This is a genomic window from Pseudomonas sp. HD6515 (assembly GCF_024971855.1).
Classification (GTDB): Bacteria; Pseudomonadota; Gammaproteobacteria; order Pseudomonadales; family Pseudomonadaceae; genus Aquipseudomonas; species Aquipseudomonas alloputida.
In genome coordinates, this window is record NZ_CP079827.1 from 4825994 (window position 1) to 4842456 (window position 16463).

The 16463-nt window shown below is 61.7% G+C and carries 11 protein-coding genes and 1 pseudogene; 3 read left to right on the plus strand and 9 right to left on the minus strand.

Annotation, left to right across the window (positions count from 1 at the left end):
* The first annotated feature begins 104 nt into the window (after positions 1-104).
* Complete coding sequence (locus KW568_RS22340) at positions 105-1208, plus strand: EAL domain-containing protein (protein ID WP_087534847.1); 1104 nt, start codon at positions 105-107, stop codon at positions 1206-1208.
* 749 nt (positions 1209-1957) lie between these two features.
* Here KW568_RS22340 and KW568_RS22345 read toward each other — a convergent pair.
* The 5 genes from KW568_RS22345 to pcaQ form a co-directional block, all read right to left on the minus strand.
* Entirely contained in the window at positions 1958-2326 is a 369-nt protein-coding gene (locus KW568_RS22345) for a hypothetical protein (protein WP_003252539.1), read from the minus strand.
* Positions 2323-2661, minus strand: coding sequence for a helix-turn-helix transcriptional regulator (locus KW568_RS22350; RefSeq protein WP_003252538.1), 339 nt, complete (start codon positions 2659-2661; stop codon positions 2323-2325). The genes KW568_RS22345 and KW568_RS22350 overlap by 4 nt, the downstream gene beginning before the upstream one ends.
* Before the next feature lie 114 nt (positions 2662-2775).
* Entirely contained in the window at positions 2776-3213 is a 438-nt protein-coding gene (locus KW568_RS22355) for a YkvA family protein (protein WP_054888718.1), read from the minus strand.
* A 289-nt stretch (positions 3214-3502) separates the two neighbouring features.
* Positions 3503-4255, minus strand: a complete 753-nt coding sequence (locus KW568_RS22360; RefSeq protein WP_003252534.1) for an FKBP-type peptidyl-prolyl cis-trans isomerase — start codon at positions 4253-4255, stop codon at positions 3503-3505.
* A gap of 286 nt (positions 4256-4541) precedes the next feature.
* Positions 4542-5474, minus strand: a complete 933-nt coding sequence (pcaQ, locus tag KW568_RS22365; protein WP_010952764.1) for a pca operon transcription factor PcaQ — start codon at positions 5472-5474, stop codon at positions 4542-4544.
* On the opposite strand from pcaQ, the gene KW568_RS22370 reads away from it, so the two are divergent.
* Positions 5442-6950: a hypothetical protein gene (locus KW568_RS22370; protein ID WP_259536840.1), complete on the plus strand. Its 1509-nt coding sequence runs from the start codon at positions 5442-5444 to the stop codon at positions 6948-6950. The genes pcaQ and KW568_RS22370 overlap by 33 nt on opposite strands.
* Positions 6951-7102: 152 nt before the next feature.
* Here KW568_RS22370 and KW568_RS22375 read toward each other — a convergent pair.
* Positions 7103-7373, minus strand: a pseudogene (locus KW568_RS22375) (LysR family transcriptional regulator); the annotation flags it as partial.
* Positions 7374-7633: 260 nt separating this feature from the next.
* Between KW568_RS22375 and KW568_RS22380 the strand changes: the two are divergent.
* Positions 7634-8845, plus strand: coding sequence for a hypothetical protein (locus KW568_RS22380; RefSeq protein ID WP_232535918.1), 1212 nt, complete (start codon positions 7634-7636; stop codon positions 8843-8845).
* 144 nt (positions 8846-8989) lie between these two features.
* On the opposite strand, the gene nirD is transcribed toward KW568_RS22380, so the two are convergent.
* From nirD to KW568_RS22395, 3 genes are all read right to left on the minus strand, one after another.
* Positions 8990-9352, minus strand: coding sequence for a nitrite reductase small subunit NirD (gene nirD, locus KW568_RS22385; RefSeq protein WP_003252522.1), 363 nt, complete (start codon positions 9350-9352; stop codon positions 8990-8992).
* Positions 9352-11904, minus strand: coding sequence for a nitrite reductase large subunit NirB (gene nirB, locus KW568_RS22390; RefSeq protein ID WP_060546486.1), 2553 nt, complete (start codon positions 11902-11904; stop codon positions 9352-9354). Before nirB ends, nirD begins: the two co-directional genes overlap by 1 nt.
* A 270-nt stretch (positions 11905-12174) precedes the next feature.
* The gene (locus tag KW568_RS22395) at positions 12175-16200 is read right to left on the minus strand and encodes a bifunctional nitrate reductase/sulfite reductase flavoprotein subunit alpha (protein WP_259536843.1); all 4026 of its coding nucleotides are present in this window, start codon (positions 16198-16200) and stop codon (positions 12175-12177) included.
* Between the last annotated feature and the right edge of the window lie 263 nt (positions 16201-16463).

Here is a 16463-nt window from a genome sequence, read left to right on the forward strand (position 1 = left end):
TGATGGCAGAATAATGCGACCTGTCATCAAACAGTCATCGCGCTGTCGTGAAATATGAGGGCCGGGCATGCAGATGCCCGGCCCTCATTTTTCAGGAATCCATCATGACCGTTGCCGAACAGCTCAGTGCCTTGAGTGCCATCCTGGCTCAACGCCGTATTCACAGTCTGTTCCAGCCAATCATGTGCCTGAGTGAGCATAGGGTGTTTGGCCATGAGGCGCTGAGCCGTGGCCCATCCAATAGCCCGCTGCATGCGCCGCTCAACCTGTTCACCATCGCCCGCCAGGCCGGCCGCCTGACCGAGTTGGAAGCCGCTTGCCGAGAAAGCGCCTGCCGACGCTTCAGCGAGCAGCAACTGCAGGGCAAACTGTTTCTCAACATCTCACCCGAATCGCTGCTGGAGCCGCACTACCCCTCTGGCCTGACCCTGAAACTGCTCGAACAGGTTGGCCTGCCGCCCAACCGGGTGGTGATCGAGTTGACCGAGCACACGCCCACCGACGACTTCCAGCTGCTGTCCAATGCCCTGCACCACTATCGCGACATGGGCTTCTCGATTGCCCTCGACGACCTGGGCGCGGGCTATTCCAGCCTGCGCCTGTGGTCGGAGCTGCGCCCCGAATACGTGAAGATCGACCGGCACTTCATCGACGGCATCCACCGTGACCCGCTCAAGCGCGAGTTTGTAGGCTCTATCTTGCAGATTGCCCGGGCATCGAAGGCACAGGTGATTGCCGAGGGCATCGAGCTGGCGGAAGAGCTGGCGGTGCTGGTGGAGATGGGCGTGGACCTGGTGCAGGGTTATTTGCTAGGGCGGCCACAGGAGATGGGGGTACGCGACAGCGGGCTTTTACCAGCACTGACGCAGGTGCCACTGGCTGAACAACCGACAGTGCACTTGAATGCCACGATCGGGCAGCTGCTGGAGCTGTTTGGCCGATACCAGCACCTGGAGGCATTGGAAGTGGTGGATGCCGATGGCAGGGGGTGCGGGTTGATTCACAGGGATGCGCTGCCTGTGCCGGCCTCTTCGCGGGTGAACCCGCTCCTACAACAGCCTGATTCCAACCCCCGATGTGTGGCCACCACCGTGGTAGGAGCGGGGTTACCCGCGAATACGGTAGCGGCGGCAACGGTGAACGGCGGGTGGAAATTGGCCAGCAGGCCCGGCCCTTTCGCGGGTGAACCCGCTCCTACAACAGCCTGATTCCAACCCCCGATGTGTGGCCACCACCGTGGTAGGAGCGGGTTTACCCGCGAATACGGTAGCGGCGGCAACGTTGAACGGCGGGTGGAAATTGGCCAGCAGGCCCGGCCCTTTCGCGGGTGAACCCGCTCCTACAACAGCCTGATTCCAACCCCCGATGTGTGGCCACCACCGTGGTAGGAGCGGGTTTACCCGCGAATACGGTAGCGGCGGCAACGGTGAACGGCGGGTGGAAATTGGCCAGCAGGCCCGGCCCTTTCGCGGGTGAACCCGCTCCTACAACAGCCTGATTCCAACCCCCGATGTTTGGCCACCACCGATCTGCGTAGGAGCGGGTTTACCCGCGAATACGGTAGCGGCGGCAACGGAGAACGACGGGTGGAAATTGGCCAGCAGGCCCGGCCCTTTCGCGGGTGAACCCGCTCCTACAACAGCCTGATTCCAACCCCCGATGTGTGGCCACCACCGATCTGCGTAGGAACGGGTTTACCCGCGAATACGGTAGCGGCGGCAACGGAGAACGACGGGTGGAAATTGGCCAGCAGGCCCGGCCCTTTCGCGGGTGAACCCGCTCCTACAACAGCCTGATTCCAACCCCCGATGTTTGGCCACCACCGTGGTAGGAGCGGGTTTACCCGCGAATACGGTAGCGGCGGCAACGTTGAACGACGGGTGGAAACTGGCCAGCAGGCCCTGCCCTTTCGCTCAGGGTCACCACCTGTAGCGAACAGGCTGGAATGGGTAACGCTTCAGGCCGTTTCGGGATAGCTGTACTCGAACACCCGAACCACCTCAGAAGCATGCCACGAGGCAGCCTCCATGCCATCGACCGGCCCGGTAAACCGCCCCAGGCGCTCGACACACTCAAAGAAGCCAGTTCGCGGCAAACGGCTGGCGCCTTGGCTGATCACCAGCGAACTGCGCAATGGCTGCTCGGCACGGGCATCCAGCACCGCCAGGTATTCCAGCGCGGCAGTCAGCGTCTGCATGGCCGGGCTGGGTAGCTGCAAGCGCTCGATCAGCGCTCGGTATGTCAGCAAGTGACGTTGACGACGGGCCAGGTCAAGCTCGCCCAGCAGGTTATCCCAGTGCTGACGGCTGATCCTGACCTGGCTCATGATGGCTCGCTCCAGCCAGCCACCCCCAGATGCCAGGCCAGGGCGCGGCGGATGGCAGCATCTGGCTGGCGTTCACCCGATTCGATCATGGCCAGATACGCCGGGCTCACCCCGACATTGCGCGCCAGTTGCTCCGGGGCAATGCCCTTGGCCTGGCGAATCTGCGCGACTTCGCTGAAGGCTGGCAGGGGCGCACTGGCAGCAACGCCCTGCGCCTCACTGGAAACCGCCTCGGCAGGTGCCTGCCCTGCCGCGCGGAGCAACGCCTGGTATTGCTCCCAGGGAACGACGGCGTACTCGGGCTGACCGTCCCGGCTGATGACCTGAATACCCATTACAAACCCCTTTAAAAAGGATTACAGCATGTAATCCGTAGGCATAACCCTTATGCCAATTATATTACCAACTCCGAGGTCTGTGCAGTTGAGGTGAGATTCAGGCCGGTTTCATTACTTGTTGCGCTCCAGCTGCAGCGCTTCCGGGGTAGCCGGCAGGCGCTCGACCACGCGCAGCCGTTCGGGTGCCTGGCTATCGCGCCAGGCCTTGAAGCGCGCCAACTCGTCGGCCACGGTTTTCAGCACCCAGCCCAGCACCGCGATGTCATCGAGGAAACCCACCCCCAGCAACCAGTCCGGGATGGCATCGATAGGGCTGACGAAATACAGCAGGCCAGCCACGACAGTGACCAGTGCCTTGGGGCTGATGGCACGGTACTCCCCCCTCCACCAGGCCAGGCACAGCGACTGCAGCAGCTTCACATCTTCACGCAGTTGGCCGAGGCGCGGGCCTTTGCGCGCCACCGCAAACAACAAGGCCGGCAAACGACCGCGGCTGAGCAGGCGCTCGGCCAATGGCAGGAAACGGGCAAAATTCCAGGGTGCGCTCATGGAGCCTCCGAGAGGAAAAGGTTATCCACATTTATTGTGGATAACCTTGTGAACAGGGCGACGTTTCCGACCCCAGGTGCCTGCCAGGCAAGGGGCCCGGTCAGATCGGGCGTTTTTTACACAGTCGTTTCACGCCATGACTACCTGCGCCGCAAACGATTTGCGTCAGAAACATCCTACTTCTTCACGCTGCATTTCCTCGGACAGTATCAGCTGTTGCAGGTTCGTCCAATCGGCACAAACGAAAACGCCCCAACAATGTGGGGCGTTTTCCGACAACCAGCCAATGTTACTGGGCAGGTGCTTCTTCAGGGGCTTCGGCCTGCGGCTCGGCACCTTGCAACTGGGCCGGATCCTTGATGGCGATCAGTTCCAGGTCGAACACCAGTACCGAGTTGGCCGGGATCAGCGGGCTTGGGCTTTGTGCGCCATAGGCCAGTTCAGCCGGGATGAACAACTTGTACTTCTCGCCGACGTGCATCAACTGCAAACCTTCGACCCAACCTGGGATCACACCGCTGACCGGCAGGTCGATCGGGCTGCCACGTTCGACGGAGCTGTCGAATACCTTGCCATCGATCAGCTTGCCTTCGTAGTGGACAGTGACCACGTCAGTCGGTTTGGGCTGCGGGCCGTCGGCCTTCTTGACCACTTCGTACTGCAGGCCCGAGGCCGTGGTGACCACGCCTGGCTTCTTGGCGTTTTCTTCCAGGAATTTCTTGCCGGCGGAGGCGGCTTCTTCGCTGGCCTTGGCCAGGCGCTCCTCGGCGCGTTTCTGCAATGCGGTGAAGGCCTCTACCAGCTCTTCGTCCTTGATGCGTTGTTCTTTCTTGCTAACGGCGTCTTCGATGCCGAGGGCGACTGCTTTCGAATCAAGGTCTTCCATGCCTTCCTGAGCCAGGCTCTTGCCCATGTTCAGGCCGATACCGTAGGAGGCTTTCTGCGCCGGAGTCTTCAGCTCGGGGCTGCTGGCTTGTTGATCGCAGCCAGCCAGTACCAGGCCTACCAGGGCAACCGCAGCCGCCAAACGATGCTGTTTCATGCTATTTCCTTGTTCATGCGCCATGAGGGCAATCAGGGTAAAGCCGCGAGCTTATCAGGCGGCCATGACCAATGGCTACCGGCATAGGAGCGGGTTTTCGTAAGGAAGTTCAGTCATTAAAAGCTTCTTCATCGAAGCTTTACAGCCATTGGCCAGTATTGACCCTTTGTGCCGGGTTTGCCGGGCTTTTGTGGCTTTTTATTTCTGCAGGTTCTGAGGTCGGAAACATCATGGTGATCGGCGCTTTTCACAGGGGCTAAAACAGGTCAGGGAGCCCCCGAAAACCTCAAGGATACCGACCCTCTCGATACTCCCCCGCCACCTCCCGCAGCACCTCTCCCACCCACTGGCCCGGCAAACTCAACGGCAAGGCGGCATTGCGGCAAATCCCCACCGACCCTCCCGGCTCGCGCACCCCCAGGTCAAGCTCGACCAGTTCGCCACGGCGCAGGTCGAGCAGCACGGCATCACGCGGCGCCACCCACAGGCCATCGCTGCCCAGCAGGTAGCGCCGGCTCAGGGCAAGCGACAGGGTTTCCAGGCGCTGCGCCGGCATCTGGATGCCGCATTGCACGAACAGGCTGTCGGCGTGCTGGCGGATGGTGGTGCCAGCGGGTGGCAGCACCAGCGGGTAACGCCCCACCTGCCCCCGCTCCACGGGCGTGCTGGCCAGCAGCGGGTGACCCGGGCGCACCACCAGGCTCATCGACTCGCTGTACAGGTGCTCGAACGACAACCCCTGGATTTGCGGACTGTCGGTCATGCGCCCCACCACCAGTTCCAGCTCCCCCAGGTGAAGCTGGCCAAGCAACTGCGCGCTGACCCCGGTGACCACGCTGATCACCAGCGCTTCATGGCGCTGATGCAGGCGGCACAGCACCTCAGGCATGAGCAGGCCTTCGACCGTGGACAGCACGCCGATGCGCACCTGCGACGGCGCCCGCGCTTCACCGCGAAGGCTGCTGACGCCATCGCGCAGCGCCTGCACGCTGGGCCCGGCGTAACGCATGAAGCGGGTGCCGGCCGGGGTCAGCTCGACACCCTGGCGGCTGCGCTCGAACAGGCGCGCCTCGAGCAGGTCCTCAAGCTCCTTGAGGGTCTTGGAAATCGCCGGCTGGCTGATCGACAGGATATCGGCCGCCCTGGCCAGGCTGCCCTGCCGGGCAATCTCCAGGAAGCACAGCAGGTGGCGGTATTTGATGCGGGTGTCGAGGTTCATGGCAGCAAGCTTACCGCATCGCTACCTGCGGCGTATCCAGGTCTGCCGCCCCGTGCTCCCCGTTGCAGCCCAAACTCCAGGACCGGATCGTTATCCATCGACCACCAACGCCTATCATTTTTGCCAGTACCCACAACCATCCGGATCGCATTAAATGAGATCGCAAAAACCACTCCCCCAGTGACAGGTCATATCATGCATCCAAATATGGTTTTTTTTGCCCAGACTCAACACAACCCCCGTGATTACCAAGGCGAGCGTCAGGAACTCAAGGCGCCCATTGACGTAACCTATGCCGACAAAGGGCACCTTCACATCGGCGAGCCTATCGCGGATCCTAGAAACGCGGTTTCGCAAATCCTGGCAAGCAACTACTATCCCGAGCGATTTTACTTGAGAGGCGTCCACAACGGCACGAAACCTTTCATTGCGCGCACCTTGAAAGATGGCGAGCTGGATACGTCTTTCAACAAAACAGGTCTTGTCTATCTGACTGACCTGAGCACAGTTTTTGATTATCATAGTTTCTCTCATATGGCCGAGGATGCGGAGGGTCACATCCTGCTCACTATGATTGATCGAACCCAAGGCTTCACCCACCTGTGGAAGCTTAAGCCAAACGGAAAGCCAGATACTGATTTCGGCAGCAACAACGGCTACATCATCCTAAATAATTTTTTCAATTTTAAAGATATCACGCTCTACCAATTCACCACTTACAAGAACGACTATATCTTCTCAGGTTCCCTTGAAAACGCTCCCATCCTTTTCGTGCTCACCCATGAAGGTGTCCCACGCCAGAGCTTTGGTAAGCTAGGCATCCTCAAGATGCAAGATCTTATTCCGGACCTCCGTTATGTCATTGGGGCGCCTAAGATGCTGGAGGTTGGTGAGAAGGTGCGCATCATCATCTACACGCGCTATTTCAACGATTCGTCGAGCATAAACGGAATCGCAGCACTGACATTGTCCGGAGCGCTCGACCAGCGCTTCGCTGACAACGGGGTCTATTGGTCAAAGCCTGGCATTATCATTTATGATTTCACGCTAAATAACGCCAGTCAGCGCATCACCGTCCACGGCCAGGTGTGGTCCGAAGGGACCAGTACTCCCATGATCTATCGGCTAGACTACACAGGAAAACCTGCTAAAGAATTCAACGAGGGTCGTGTCGTATTATTCCCCATTGAGGGTGCCTGGGACTATATGACAGAGGCCGATGGAAAACTGGTAGGTTATGGTTCATTTCTCGATCGCGGCATGGCGGTGCGTTACCGTCTGGACGGCCAACTTGATACTACATTCGTGCCGCCGAATGGTTACGGTGTTTTTACGGCAATCGGGTCGCAACCAGGATTCTATGGTAACAGCCATTCCGCGACGGTAATGCCAGAAAGCCAACGCCTACTCGTAGCGGGGCGGGAAATACAGACGGGTTCCACCCCTTGTGTCATTGCCGTCTCATTGAAGCAATAAAAATGAGACTAACTGGCACTTCACCAGAGACTGCATAAACGTCTTGAGGCGAAGGTCAGACAAGGCGAAAACAGCCGAGGAAGCGGAGTTTACGGGCTGTAAACCAACACTCCGAGGCTGTTTTCAACGCAGCATCAACGAGTATCAAGACTTAAATGCTCGAATGACAACCCCTCAATCCGCAGGCTGTCGGTCATGCGCCCCGCCGTTCCAACTCACCCAAGTGCAACTGGCCTAGCAACTGCGCGCTGACGTCGGTCACCACAGCCACGCCTCGAGCAGGTCTTCGAACGCCTTGGGGTCGATGGAAATCGCCGGCTGGCTGATCGACAGGATATCGGCCGCCCTGGCCAGGCTGCTCTGCCGGGCAATCTCCAGGAAGCACAGCAGGTGGCAGTATTTGATGCGGGTGTCGAGGTTCATGGCAGCAAGCTTACCGCATCGCTACCTGCGGCGTATCCGGGTCATGCCGCAACGAATCCTGATTTGGCAATACATGACTAACGACGCAGCTGCACCTCTCATTTCTGCCAGTTGTAGGCGCTCCCAGGGCAACATTAAATGGCCCTTCAGCAGCTTCCCTGCATGGAGTTAGAAGAGATGAACCGACCAGTCAAGAGAGCGCCCTTTACCCGACCACAGCGCCCTTTGAGCAAAGCCCCCAACAACTCCCCATAGCCCCCATCGACCTCGCCTATGGCCAAGAGGGCCATGCCCACTTCAGCGCTGGGGAAGCAACCAGCGTACTCAAAAGCAAATTTCAGCCAAGCCGTTTTTACGTAACGGGTTTCTACAGCGGTCGCAATCCCTACCATCCCTACCTTGCCTGTCTGGATGCGAGCGGCAAGCTGGATAACACGTTCAATAGCAGCGGCATTGTCGATTTCTCCGAACTGTCCGGGGAAGAATACGGGGCTGCCGAAGCGGTAGCAGAGGACATGACGGGGAACTTGCTGGTTGCCGTGCAGGCATATGCGCTACCCACCACCTATCTGTGGAAGCTGACTCCAAACGGAGAACCCGACACGAGTTTTGGTTATGGGAAGGATTATGTCGACACGCGTGCCTTGTTCGGCGAACAGCTTATGCTGGAAGATCTGGTCTGCTTCGCAGACATGGTGCTGGCCACCGGCTGGCGTTCCGAAGGCGGGCAGATAAAATCTGCAATCGTCGCCTTGACCCGTGAAGGTGGAAAGTTCGGGCCTTTCGGCAAAGATGGAATGCTGAGTTTGAGTACTCTGATTCCCGATAACTCGGCGTATATCCTTGATGGCATTGCCATTATCTCGCCCGCCGCCAAGCAACCGCGCATCATAATCTCCACCTATGTAAAACGCGACTCGATTGCGTACTCGGTAACCAGTGCCCTGACCTTGGAGGGGCGTCTAGACGAAGCATTTGGCACAGGGGGCTTCCACTGGTCAGACGCATCGGTAGTCAATAATGGCTTTACAGTAGAGGACCGAAGCGAACGTATCACGCTATATGGCATGCATACGCTCGACGAATGGGACGGCCAACCGACGCTCTACCGGCTGGACTATGCTGGTAAACCTGCCCTCGAATTCAACCAGGGCCAAGTGGTGCACTTCCACACTGATGGCAAATGGCACCATATTGTAGAAGTCAATGGCCACCTGGTCGGATACGGTACGCACCCCACTTCCTATATGGCGGTGCGCTACGACTTGAACGGCCAGCTCGATCAAACCTTCTTACCACCCCATGGCTATGGCCATTTTGGCGGGGCTTTGCCGCCGGAGCATTTCGAAAGCTTTACCCAATCGATGGCGATCGATGCCGGCAACCAGCGCATGCTGGTGAGCGGGTACGACATTACACCGGAACGCCTCTTGTACTCTTGCCTGGTCGCCATTCCCCTGAAACCGATGTAGCGCGTCATCGAGCGGGCCCTGGGGCACCTGATCGGCTTTGCCACCTGCCTCCCGCAGCCACCCAGCGGCGCCTTCCCCGCGCAGGGAAGGCGCGCCGCTTCGGCGAACGGCTACTGTACATCGGCCCCGCCCAGCGCAGGATGATCAGGCCACCGCCAGTTCCACTGCCTCTCCATTCATCCGCACCGGCCATACCTGAAGCCGCTGTTCGGTATCCTCCAGGCACTCACCGTTCTGCAGGTTGAAATGCTGCTTGTATAGCGGTGCGGCCACCACCAGCTCACCTTGCAAGCTTCCGACAATGCCACGGCCAATGATGTTGGCCCCGGAGCGCGGATCACGGTTGTCCACCGCATACAGGCTCTGCTCCAGCCCCGGCAGGTAGAACAACGCCACCTGGGCACCGTCGAGCCACACCACGACACCAGAATCGGCCACCAGGTCTGCGGCGTGACACACCGCTTGCCAGTTCACCTCAGTCTTCACAACAGCATTGGACAGGTTCATCAGACAGCCTCCTCGACAGTGGGTATCAGGTGCAATGGCGCAGCAGGCCGGCGTTGCTCGCGTTCGCGCACGAAGTGCACGTCCGGGTCGGCGCGTCGGTCGTTGACGAAGGTGCGGAAGCGCTTGAGCTTCTCCGGGTCGTTGAGGGCATTGGCCCACTCGCATTCATACTGGTCGACCACCTGCTGCATCTGCGCTTCCAGCTCATTGGCCAGGCCCAGGCTGTCGTCGATGATCACCTGCTTCAGGTAGTCCAGCCCGCCTTCCAGGTTTTCACGCCACACCGAGGTGCGCTGCAGCTTGTCGGCCGTGCGGATGTAGAACATCAGCACGCGGTCGATCAGGCGTACCAGGGTTTCGTCGTCCAGGTCGGTGGCGAACAGCTCGGCATGCCGCGGGCGCATGCCGCCGTTGCCGCACACGTACAGGTTCCAGCCCTTGTCGGTGGCGATAACGCCGATGTCCTTGCTCTGCGCCTCGGCGCATTCACGGGTGCAACCCGATACCGCGAACTTGAGCTTGTGCGGGCTGCGCAGGCCCTTGTAGCGGTCTTCCAGGCGCAGGGCCATGGCGACACTGTCCTGCACGCCGTAACGGCACCAGGTACTGCCCACGCACGACTTCACCGTGCGGGTCGACTTGCCGTAGGCGTGCCCGGTTTCGAAACCGGCCTCGATCAGTTCGCCCCAGATCAGCGGCAGCTCGTGCAACTGGGCGCCGAACAGGTCGATGCGCTGGCCACCGGTGATCTTGGTGTACAGGTCGTATTTCTTGGCCACCTGGCCGATGACGATGAGCTTGTCGGGGGTTATTTCACCACCGGGAATGCGCGGTACCACCGAATAGGTGCCGTTTTTCTGCATGTTGGCCATGAAGGTGTCGTTGGTGTCCTGCAGCGGTACCAGTGCCGGGTCCATGATCGGCTGGTTCCAGCACGAGGCGAGAATGTTACCCACCGCCGGCTTGCAGATGTCACACCCCAGATGGCCCTTGCCATGGCGCTCGAGCAGTTCGCTGAAGGTGCGGATACCCTCCACCCGCACCAACCCGTACAGCTCCTGCCGGGTGTAGGCAAAGTGCTCGCACAGGCTCTTGTCCACCGCCACGCCGCGGGCCGTCAGTTCGTGCTCGAAGACTTGCTTGAGCAGGGCCGCGCAACCGCCGCAGCCGGTCGCGGCCTTGGTGCAGCCCTTGACCGCAGCCAAGTCGCTACAGCCACTGTCGATCGCGGCGCACACCGCCCCCTTGCTGACGTTGTGGCAGGAGCAGATGGTCGCGCTGTCGGGCAGCGCATCGGCGCCCAAGGCCGGCGCACCACCGCCTTGCGGCAGGATCAGCGCTGCCGGGTCGGCCGGCAGGGCGATGCCGTTCTGGGCGTACTGCAACAGGGTGTCGTAATAGCTGTTGTCACCGACCAGCACCGCGCCGAGCACGTGCTTGCCGCTGGCATCCACCACCAAACGGCGGTAAGCGCTGTTGGCTTCATCGATGAAGCGATAGCTGCGCGCGCCCGGCGTGGCACCGTGGGCATCGCCGATCGAACCGACATCCACCCCCAGCAGCTTGAGCTTGGTCGACATGTCGGCGCCGGTGAACGCCACTGCCGCCTCGCCCATCAGCAGCCCAGCCAGGTTGCGCGCCATGCTGTAGCCTGGGGCGACCAGGCCGAACACACTGCCGTTCCACGAGGCGCACTCGCCGATGGCGAAGATGCGTGGGTCGCTGCTGCGGCAGTGGTTATCGATGACCACGCCACCGCGCGCGGCGATGTCCAGGCCGCAACCCCGGCCCAGTGCATCCTGCGGGCGGATACCGGCGGAGAACACGATCAGGTCGGTTTCCAGGTGCTCACCGCCGTCGAAGTTCATGCGGTAGCGGTAGGTTTCACCGGCACTGACCGACTGGGTGGCGCGCGCCAGGTGCACCCCCACACCCAGCGCTTCGATCTGCGCCTTCAACGCGGCACCGCCCTCGCCGTCCAGCTGCACCGGCATCAGCCGTGGGGCGAATTCCACCACGTGGGCTTCCAGCCCCAGCGACTTGAGGGCGTTGGCCGCTTCCAGGCCAAGCAGGCCACCGCCGACCACCACCCCTCGGCGGGCACCTGCTGCAGCAGCACGAATGCCATCGAGGTCGTCCAGGGTGCGGTAGACCAGGCGGGCATTGCCGCTGGAGCCTTCGATCGGCGGTACGAAGGGATAGGAGCCGGTGGCCAGCACCAGTTGGTCGTAGCCATAGCGACCTTCGGCAGTGACGACTTCGCGGCGCTCACGGTCGATCTCCAGCACGGCCTCACCCAGGTGCAGGTGCACGCCATTGGCGTCGTAGAAATCGTGCTCACACAGGGCCAGGGTTTCAGCACAGCTGCCGCCGAAGTATTCGGACAGGTGCACGCGGTCATACGCGCGTTGGCGCTCTTCGCCGAATACCCGCACCTCGAAGCGCTGCAGGGCGCCGCGACTGACCAGTTGTTCGACGCAATGGTGGCCGACCATGCCGTTGCCGACGATGACCAGTCGCTCTCGTTGCCCGCTGCTCGCTGTTGCCTTCATAAGCCGATCCTCGATCAAAAAAAAAGCGCCTGGAGCCGAAGCTCCAGGCGCCTTTGCCTGTATTCATCACGGTAGGGGGCCCGGTTGATCGCCGTTGATCAGTGGGCTTTGTTGTATCCGAGGTTAAGCAGGGAGCGTGCCAATTGGGTTGTCTGGGTTGCCTGGGTTGCCTGTGTCGGCCTCTTCGCGGGTAAACCCGCTCCTACACTTGCGCTGGGCCCGCCCAGCCAATGCACATTCAAGGTGCACAACACCCCATCTTGGAGCACGTCAGTACACATCGCGCCGATAACGCCTGGCCTTGCTCAAGCCTTCGACATAAGCCGCCGCCGCCGCCGCATCCATCCGGCCATGCTCGGCGACGATTACCCGCAACGCCGCATCCACATCCCTGGCCATACGCTGCGCATCGCCACACACATAGAAATACGCCCCCGCCTCCAGCCACTGCCACAACAGCGCACCCTGCTCAAGCATGCGCTGCTGCACATAGATCTTCTCGGCCTGGTCCCGCGAGAACGCCGTGTCCAGCCGCAGGTGCCCCGCCGCCTGCCAGGCCTGCAACTGCTCCTGGTAATAGAAGTCGGTCGCTGCGTACTGCTCACCGAAAAACAGCCAGTTGTCACCTTTTGCCCCCCGTGCCTCTCGCTCCTCGAGGAACGCACGGAACGGTGCAATGCCAGTACCAGGGCCCACCATGATCACCGGCACGCTGTCGTCCTCGGGCAAGCGGAAGTGCTTCGACACCTGCGGGAAGATCGCCACTTTCTGTACCTGCGCACGGTCGGCAAGGAAGCTTGAGCACACGCCTTTACGTTCGCCATAACGCACCGTCGACACCGTCAGATGCACCTGGCCTGGGTGCGCCAGTGGGCTGGAGCTGATCGAATAGAGCCGCGGTTGCAATGGCTTGAGCAGTTCCAGCCAGCTGGCCAGCGGCAACTGCTGGGGGAAGGCGCGCAGCACATCGACCAACTGCCGGCCCCACAGCCAATCCTGCAGCTCGGCCCTGCATTCAGGCTGCAGCAAACGCTGCAGGTCAGGCGCATTGCTGGCAAATGCCTGCAGTTGTTGCGCAGTGACCTTGGCAATTTCCAGGTGTGCTTGCAGGGCTTCGGCCAATGGCATGGCGCCATGACCTTTAAGCTCGACCATCGCCTGGCCATCGAGCTGCATCAGCGTCAGCAGCTCTTCTACCAGGGCCGAGCAGTTGCGCGGCCATACGCCCAGGGCATCGCCGGCAGCGTAACTGAAGCCGCTGCCGCTCAGGTCGAAGACCAGCTGGCGGGTTTCCTTGCTGGCGCCGGGGCCATTGAGCAGGCGGTTTTCCAGTACGGTGGCCATCCAAGGTTGCTGCTTGCTGAAGGCCGATACGGGTGCAGGTTCACTCGCCGGAGGTGGCGCCGCGGCAGTGCCCAGTGCAGGTAATAACGCTTCGAGCCAACTGGCAAAGGCTTCGTCGAAGTCTGGCTCGCAGTCCACCCGTTGCAGCAGGCGCTGCCCTCCCAGCTCGGCCAGGCGCTGGTCGAGCTTGCGGCCAAAACCGCAGAACTGGTCGTAACTGGAGTCGCCCAAGGCCAGTACGGCATAGGGCAGCCCGGCGCAGTGGGCGCCCTCCTCGCCCTGCAAGGCCTGCCAGAATGCCGCGCCGCTGTCGGGCGCGTCGCCATCGCCAAAGGTGCTGGCGATCAACACCACACTGGCAACACCCTGCAGCTGGCTTGGACTGACCGCCTCCAGACAGCTGAGTTGCACGCTCAGACCAGCATCGCGCAGGCGCGCGGCACAGCGTTCGGCCAGTTGCTCACCATTGCCGGTCTGCGAGGCCCACAGCACCTGATGCCATGGCGCGGCCTGTGCCGCGATGGGCGCAGTTGCAGGCTGGGCGAACAGCCCGGCCAGCAAACCGTCGACAAACAAACGACGGCTGGCAGCCAGCGGCGCACTGGCCGGCAGGCGGGGTACGCCCTCGGCGCGGGCCTGGTCCAGGCCCAGCAGGAAACCTTGCAGGTAATGACGCTCTTCTTCGGCCAGCACCGGAACCGGCTGGGTGTGCAGGCCAAGCAGACGGGACAGGGTGGCGGTCGGCATGCGGACAGGCTCTACAGTGGCAGTGTTCAGATCAAGGGCGTCGATGCGCTCGCCTGCGACCCGCTCCAGGGCTACGGCGCAGTGTTTGAAGGCAGGCTGCAGCGACAGCGGGTCGACCGCATCGCAGGTCGCGGCATTGATCGCCAATTGCTCGCCGATCAGGTCATTCCAGTGAAACGGCGCAAAGCAGTTGCCCGGCATGACCCGGTCACTGATGCGCGCCGGCAACACGGCGTGCCCCCGGCGTGAGCGAACGGCCACCTGGTCCTTTTCAGCGACACCCAGCCGGGCGGCATCCTCGGGGTGAATCTCAAGGTAGGGGCCGGGCTCCAGCTTGTTCAGTGCCGGCACCTTGCCGGTCTTGGTCAACGTGTGCCATTGGTGCTGCACACGGCCAGTGTTAAGCACCATGGGGTAGTCATCGTCCGGCACTTCCGCTGCCGGCAACCAGGGCCGCGCAAAGAAGCGCGCCTTGCCGCTGGCGGTGGGAAAGGCCAGTGCCGGCCGCCTACCCCGGGCATCGAGCAGGAGCGCCTGGCTGCTGCCGTCGTTGAGGTAGCGCAGCGGGCTACGATGCTGCTCGCTGCCCGGTGCACAAGGCCACTGGCGCGGCTGTGTCCGCAATTCGGCATAGCCGATACCGCGCAGGTCATAACCGGTTGAGGGGTTGTGGAAGCGGCGTATTTCCTCATACACCGCTTCGGCATTGGGGTAGTCGAAGGCGTCGGCATAGCCCATGGCACACGCCACGCGGGCAATGATCCGCCAGTCCGGCAAGCTTTGCCCGGGGGGCTCGACAGCGCGTGGCATCAGGGTCAGGTTGCGCTCGCTGTTGATCATCACACCCTCACCTTCGGCCCACAGCGCGGCCGGCAGGAGGATGTCGGCGTAGCGGTTGGTTTCGGTGTCGAGGAAGGCGTCCTGGGTAATGACCAGTTCGGCCTTGCGCAGGCCGTCGATCACTTGCTGGCGGTTGGCGACACTGGCTACCGGGTTGCTGCAGATGACCCAGCAGGCTTTCACTTCACCGGTTTTCATCTGCCCGAACAGCGCCACCGTACCCTCGCCACCCTCGCTGCGCAGGCTGCCGGGTGGCAGTTGCCACTGTCGTTCGACGAACGCGCGGTCGTCGTCCACCAACGCTGAGCGCTGGCCTGGCAAGCCGGGGCCCATGTAGCCCATGTCGCGGCCGCCCATGGCATTGGGCTGGCCGGTCAGCGAGAACGGGCCGCTACCGGGGCGGCAGATGGCACCCGTGGCCAAATGCAGGTTACAGATGGCGTTGCTGTGCCAGGTACCGTGAATGCTCTGGTTCAAGCCCATGGTCCAGCAGCTCATCCAGTTGTTGGCGCTGCCGATCCATTCGGCGGCCTTGATGATATCGGCCTCGGCCAGCCCGGTGATGGCGGCGACGCGCTCGGGGGGGTAGTCGTCGAGGAAGGCCGGCAGTTCGTCCCAGCCTTCGGTGTGGCGGGCGATGAAGTCGGGGTGGGTGCGGCCATTGCGATGCAGCAGGTGCAAAAGACCGTTGAGCAAGGCCATGTCGCTGCCGGGGCGCACCTGCAGAAACAGGTCGGCCTTGTCGGCGGTGGCGCTGCGACGTGGGTCGACGACGATCAGCTTCGCACCGGCCTTGACCCGATCAAGCAGGCGCAGGAACAGGATCGGGTGGCAGTCGGCCATGTTGGCGCCGATCACCAGAAATACGTCGGCGTGCTCGAAGTCCTGGTAACTGCCAGGTGGGCCATCGGCGCCAAGCGACAGCTTGTAGCCACTGCTGGCGCTGGCCATGCACAGGCGCGAGTTGGACTCGATGTGGCGCGTACGGATAAAGCCCTTGGCCAACTTGTTGGCCAGGTACTGGGCCTCCAGCGACATTTGCCCGGACACGTACAGCGCCACGGCATCCGGGCCGTGCTGGTCGATGATGCTGCGCAGACGCTCGGCGGTGGCAGCGATGGCCTGGTCCATGCTGGTGCGCACTGGCGGCTGGCTGCGTTGCTGGCGCACATAGGCGTCGGCCATGCGCCCGCTGGCACTCAGTGGCAGGTGTGCGGTAAGGCCTTTGGTGCATAGGCGGCCAAAGTTGCTCGGGTGCAGCTTGTCGCCGCTGATCTTGCCGACCTTGCCATCGGCAACGCTCATGACGATGCCGCAGCCCACGCCGCAGTAGGGGCAGACGCTGCGTACTTCGCTGTTGGCCATGGGCGGGCTCCTGTGGAAAACGCAAAAAGGCGCCGGCTGCCCCGGCATGCAGATGCAAGCGGGGCAACACGGCGCCTTTGTCGTGAGGTTTTGCGGGCTGTCGACGTTGATAGCCCTGGTGAGGAGGCTTCAGCAAATAGTGGGCCAGGTGCACGGAACGGCTTTTTGTGGGGGCGGCCTTGTGTCGCGAAAGGGCCGCAAGGCGGCCCCCGAATTTCAGCTTTTATCCCTGTATCGCCGGGGCTGCTTTGCAGCCCTTTCGC

Coding starts and splice junctions, on each gene's coding strand:
- KW568_RS22340 (WP_087534847.1), top strand. CDS start 105: ATGACCGTTGCCGAACAGCTCAGTGCCTTGAGTGCCATCCTGGCTCAA.
- KW568_RS22345 (WP_003252539.1), bottom strand. CDS start 2,326: ATGAGCCAGGTCAGGATCAGCCGTCAGCACTGGGATAACCTGCTGGGC.
- KW568_RS22350 (WP_003252538.1), bottom strand. CDS start 2,661: ATGGGTATTCAGGTCATCAGCCGGGACGGTCAGCCCGAGTACGCCGTC.
- KW568_RS22355 (WP_054888718.1), bottom strand. CDS start 3,213: ATGAGCGCACCCTGGAATTTTGCCCGTTTCCTGCCATTGGCCGAGCGC.
- KW568_RS22360 (WP_003252534.1), bottom strand. CDS start 4,255: ATGAAACAGCATCGTTTGGCGGCTGCGGTTGCCCTGGTAGGCCTGGTA.
- pcaQ (WP_010952764.1), bottom strand. CDS start 5,474: ATGAACCTCGACACCCGCATCAAATACCGCCACCTGCTGTGCTTCCTG.
- nirD (WP_003252522.1), bottom strand. CDS start 9,352: ATGAACCTGTCCAATGCTGTTGTGAAGACTGAGGTGAACTGGCAAGCG.
- nirB (WP_060546486.1), bottom strand. CDS start 11,904: ATGAAGGCAACAGCGAGCAGCGGGCAACGAGAGCGACTGGTCATCGTC.
- KW568_RS22395 (WP_259536843.1), bottom strand. CDS start 16,200: ATGGCCAACAGCGAAGTACGCAGCGTCTGCCCCTACTGCGGCGTGGGC.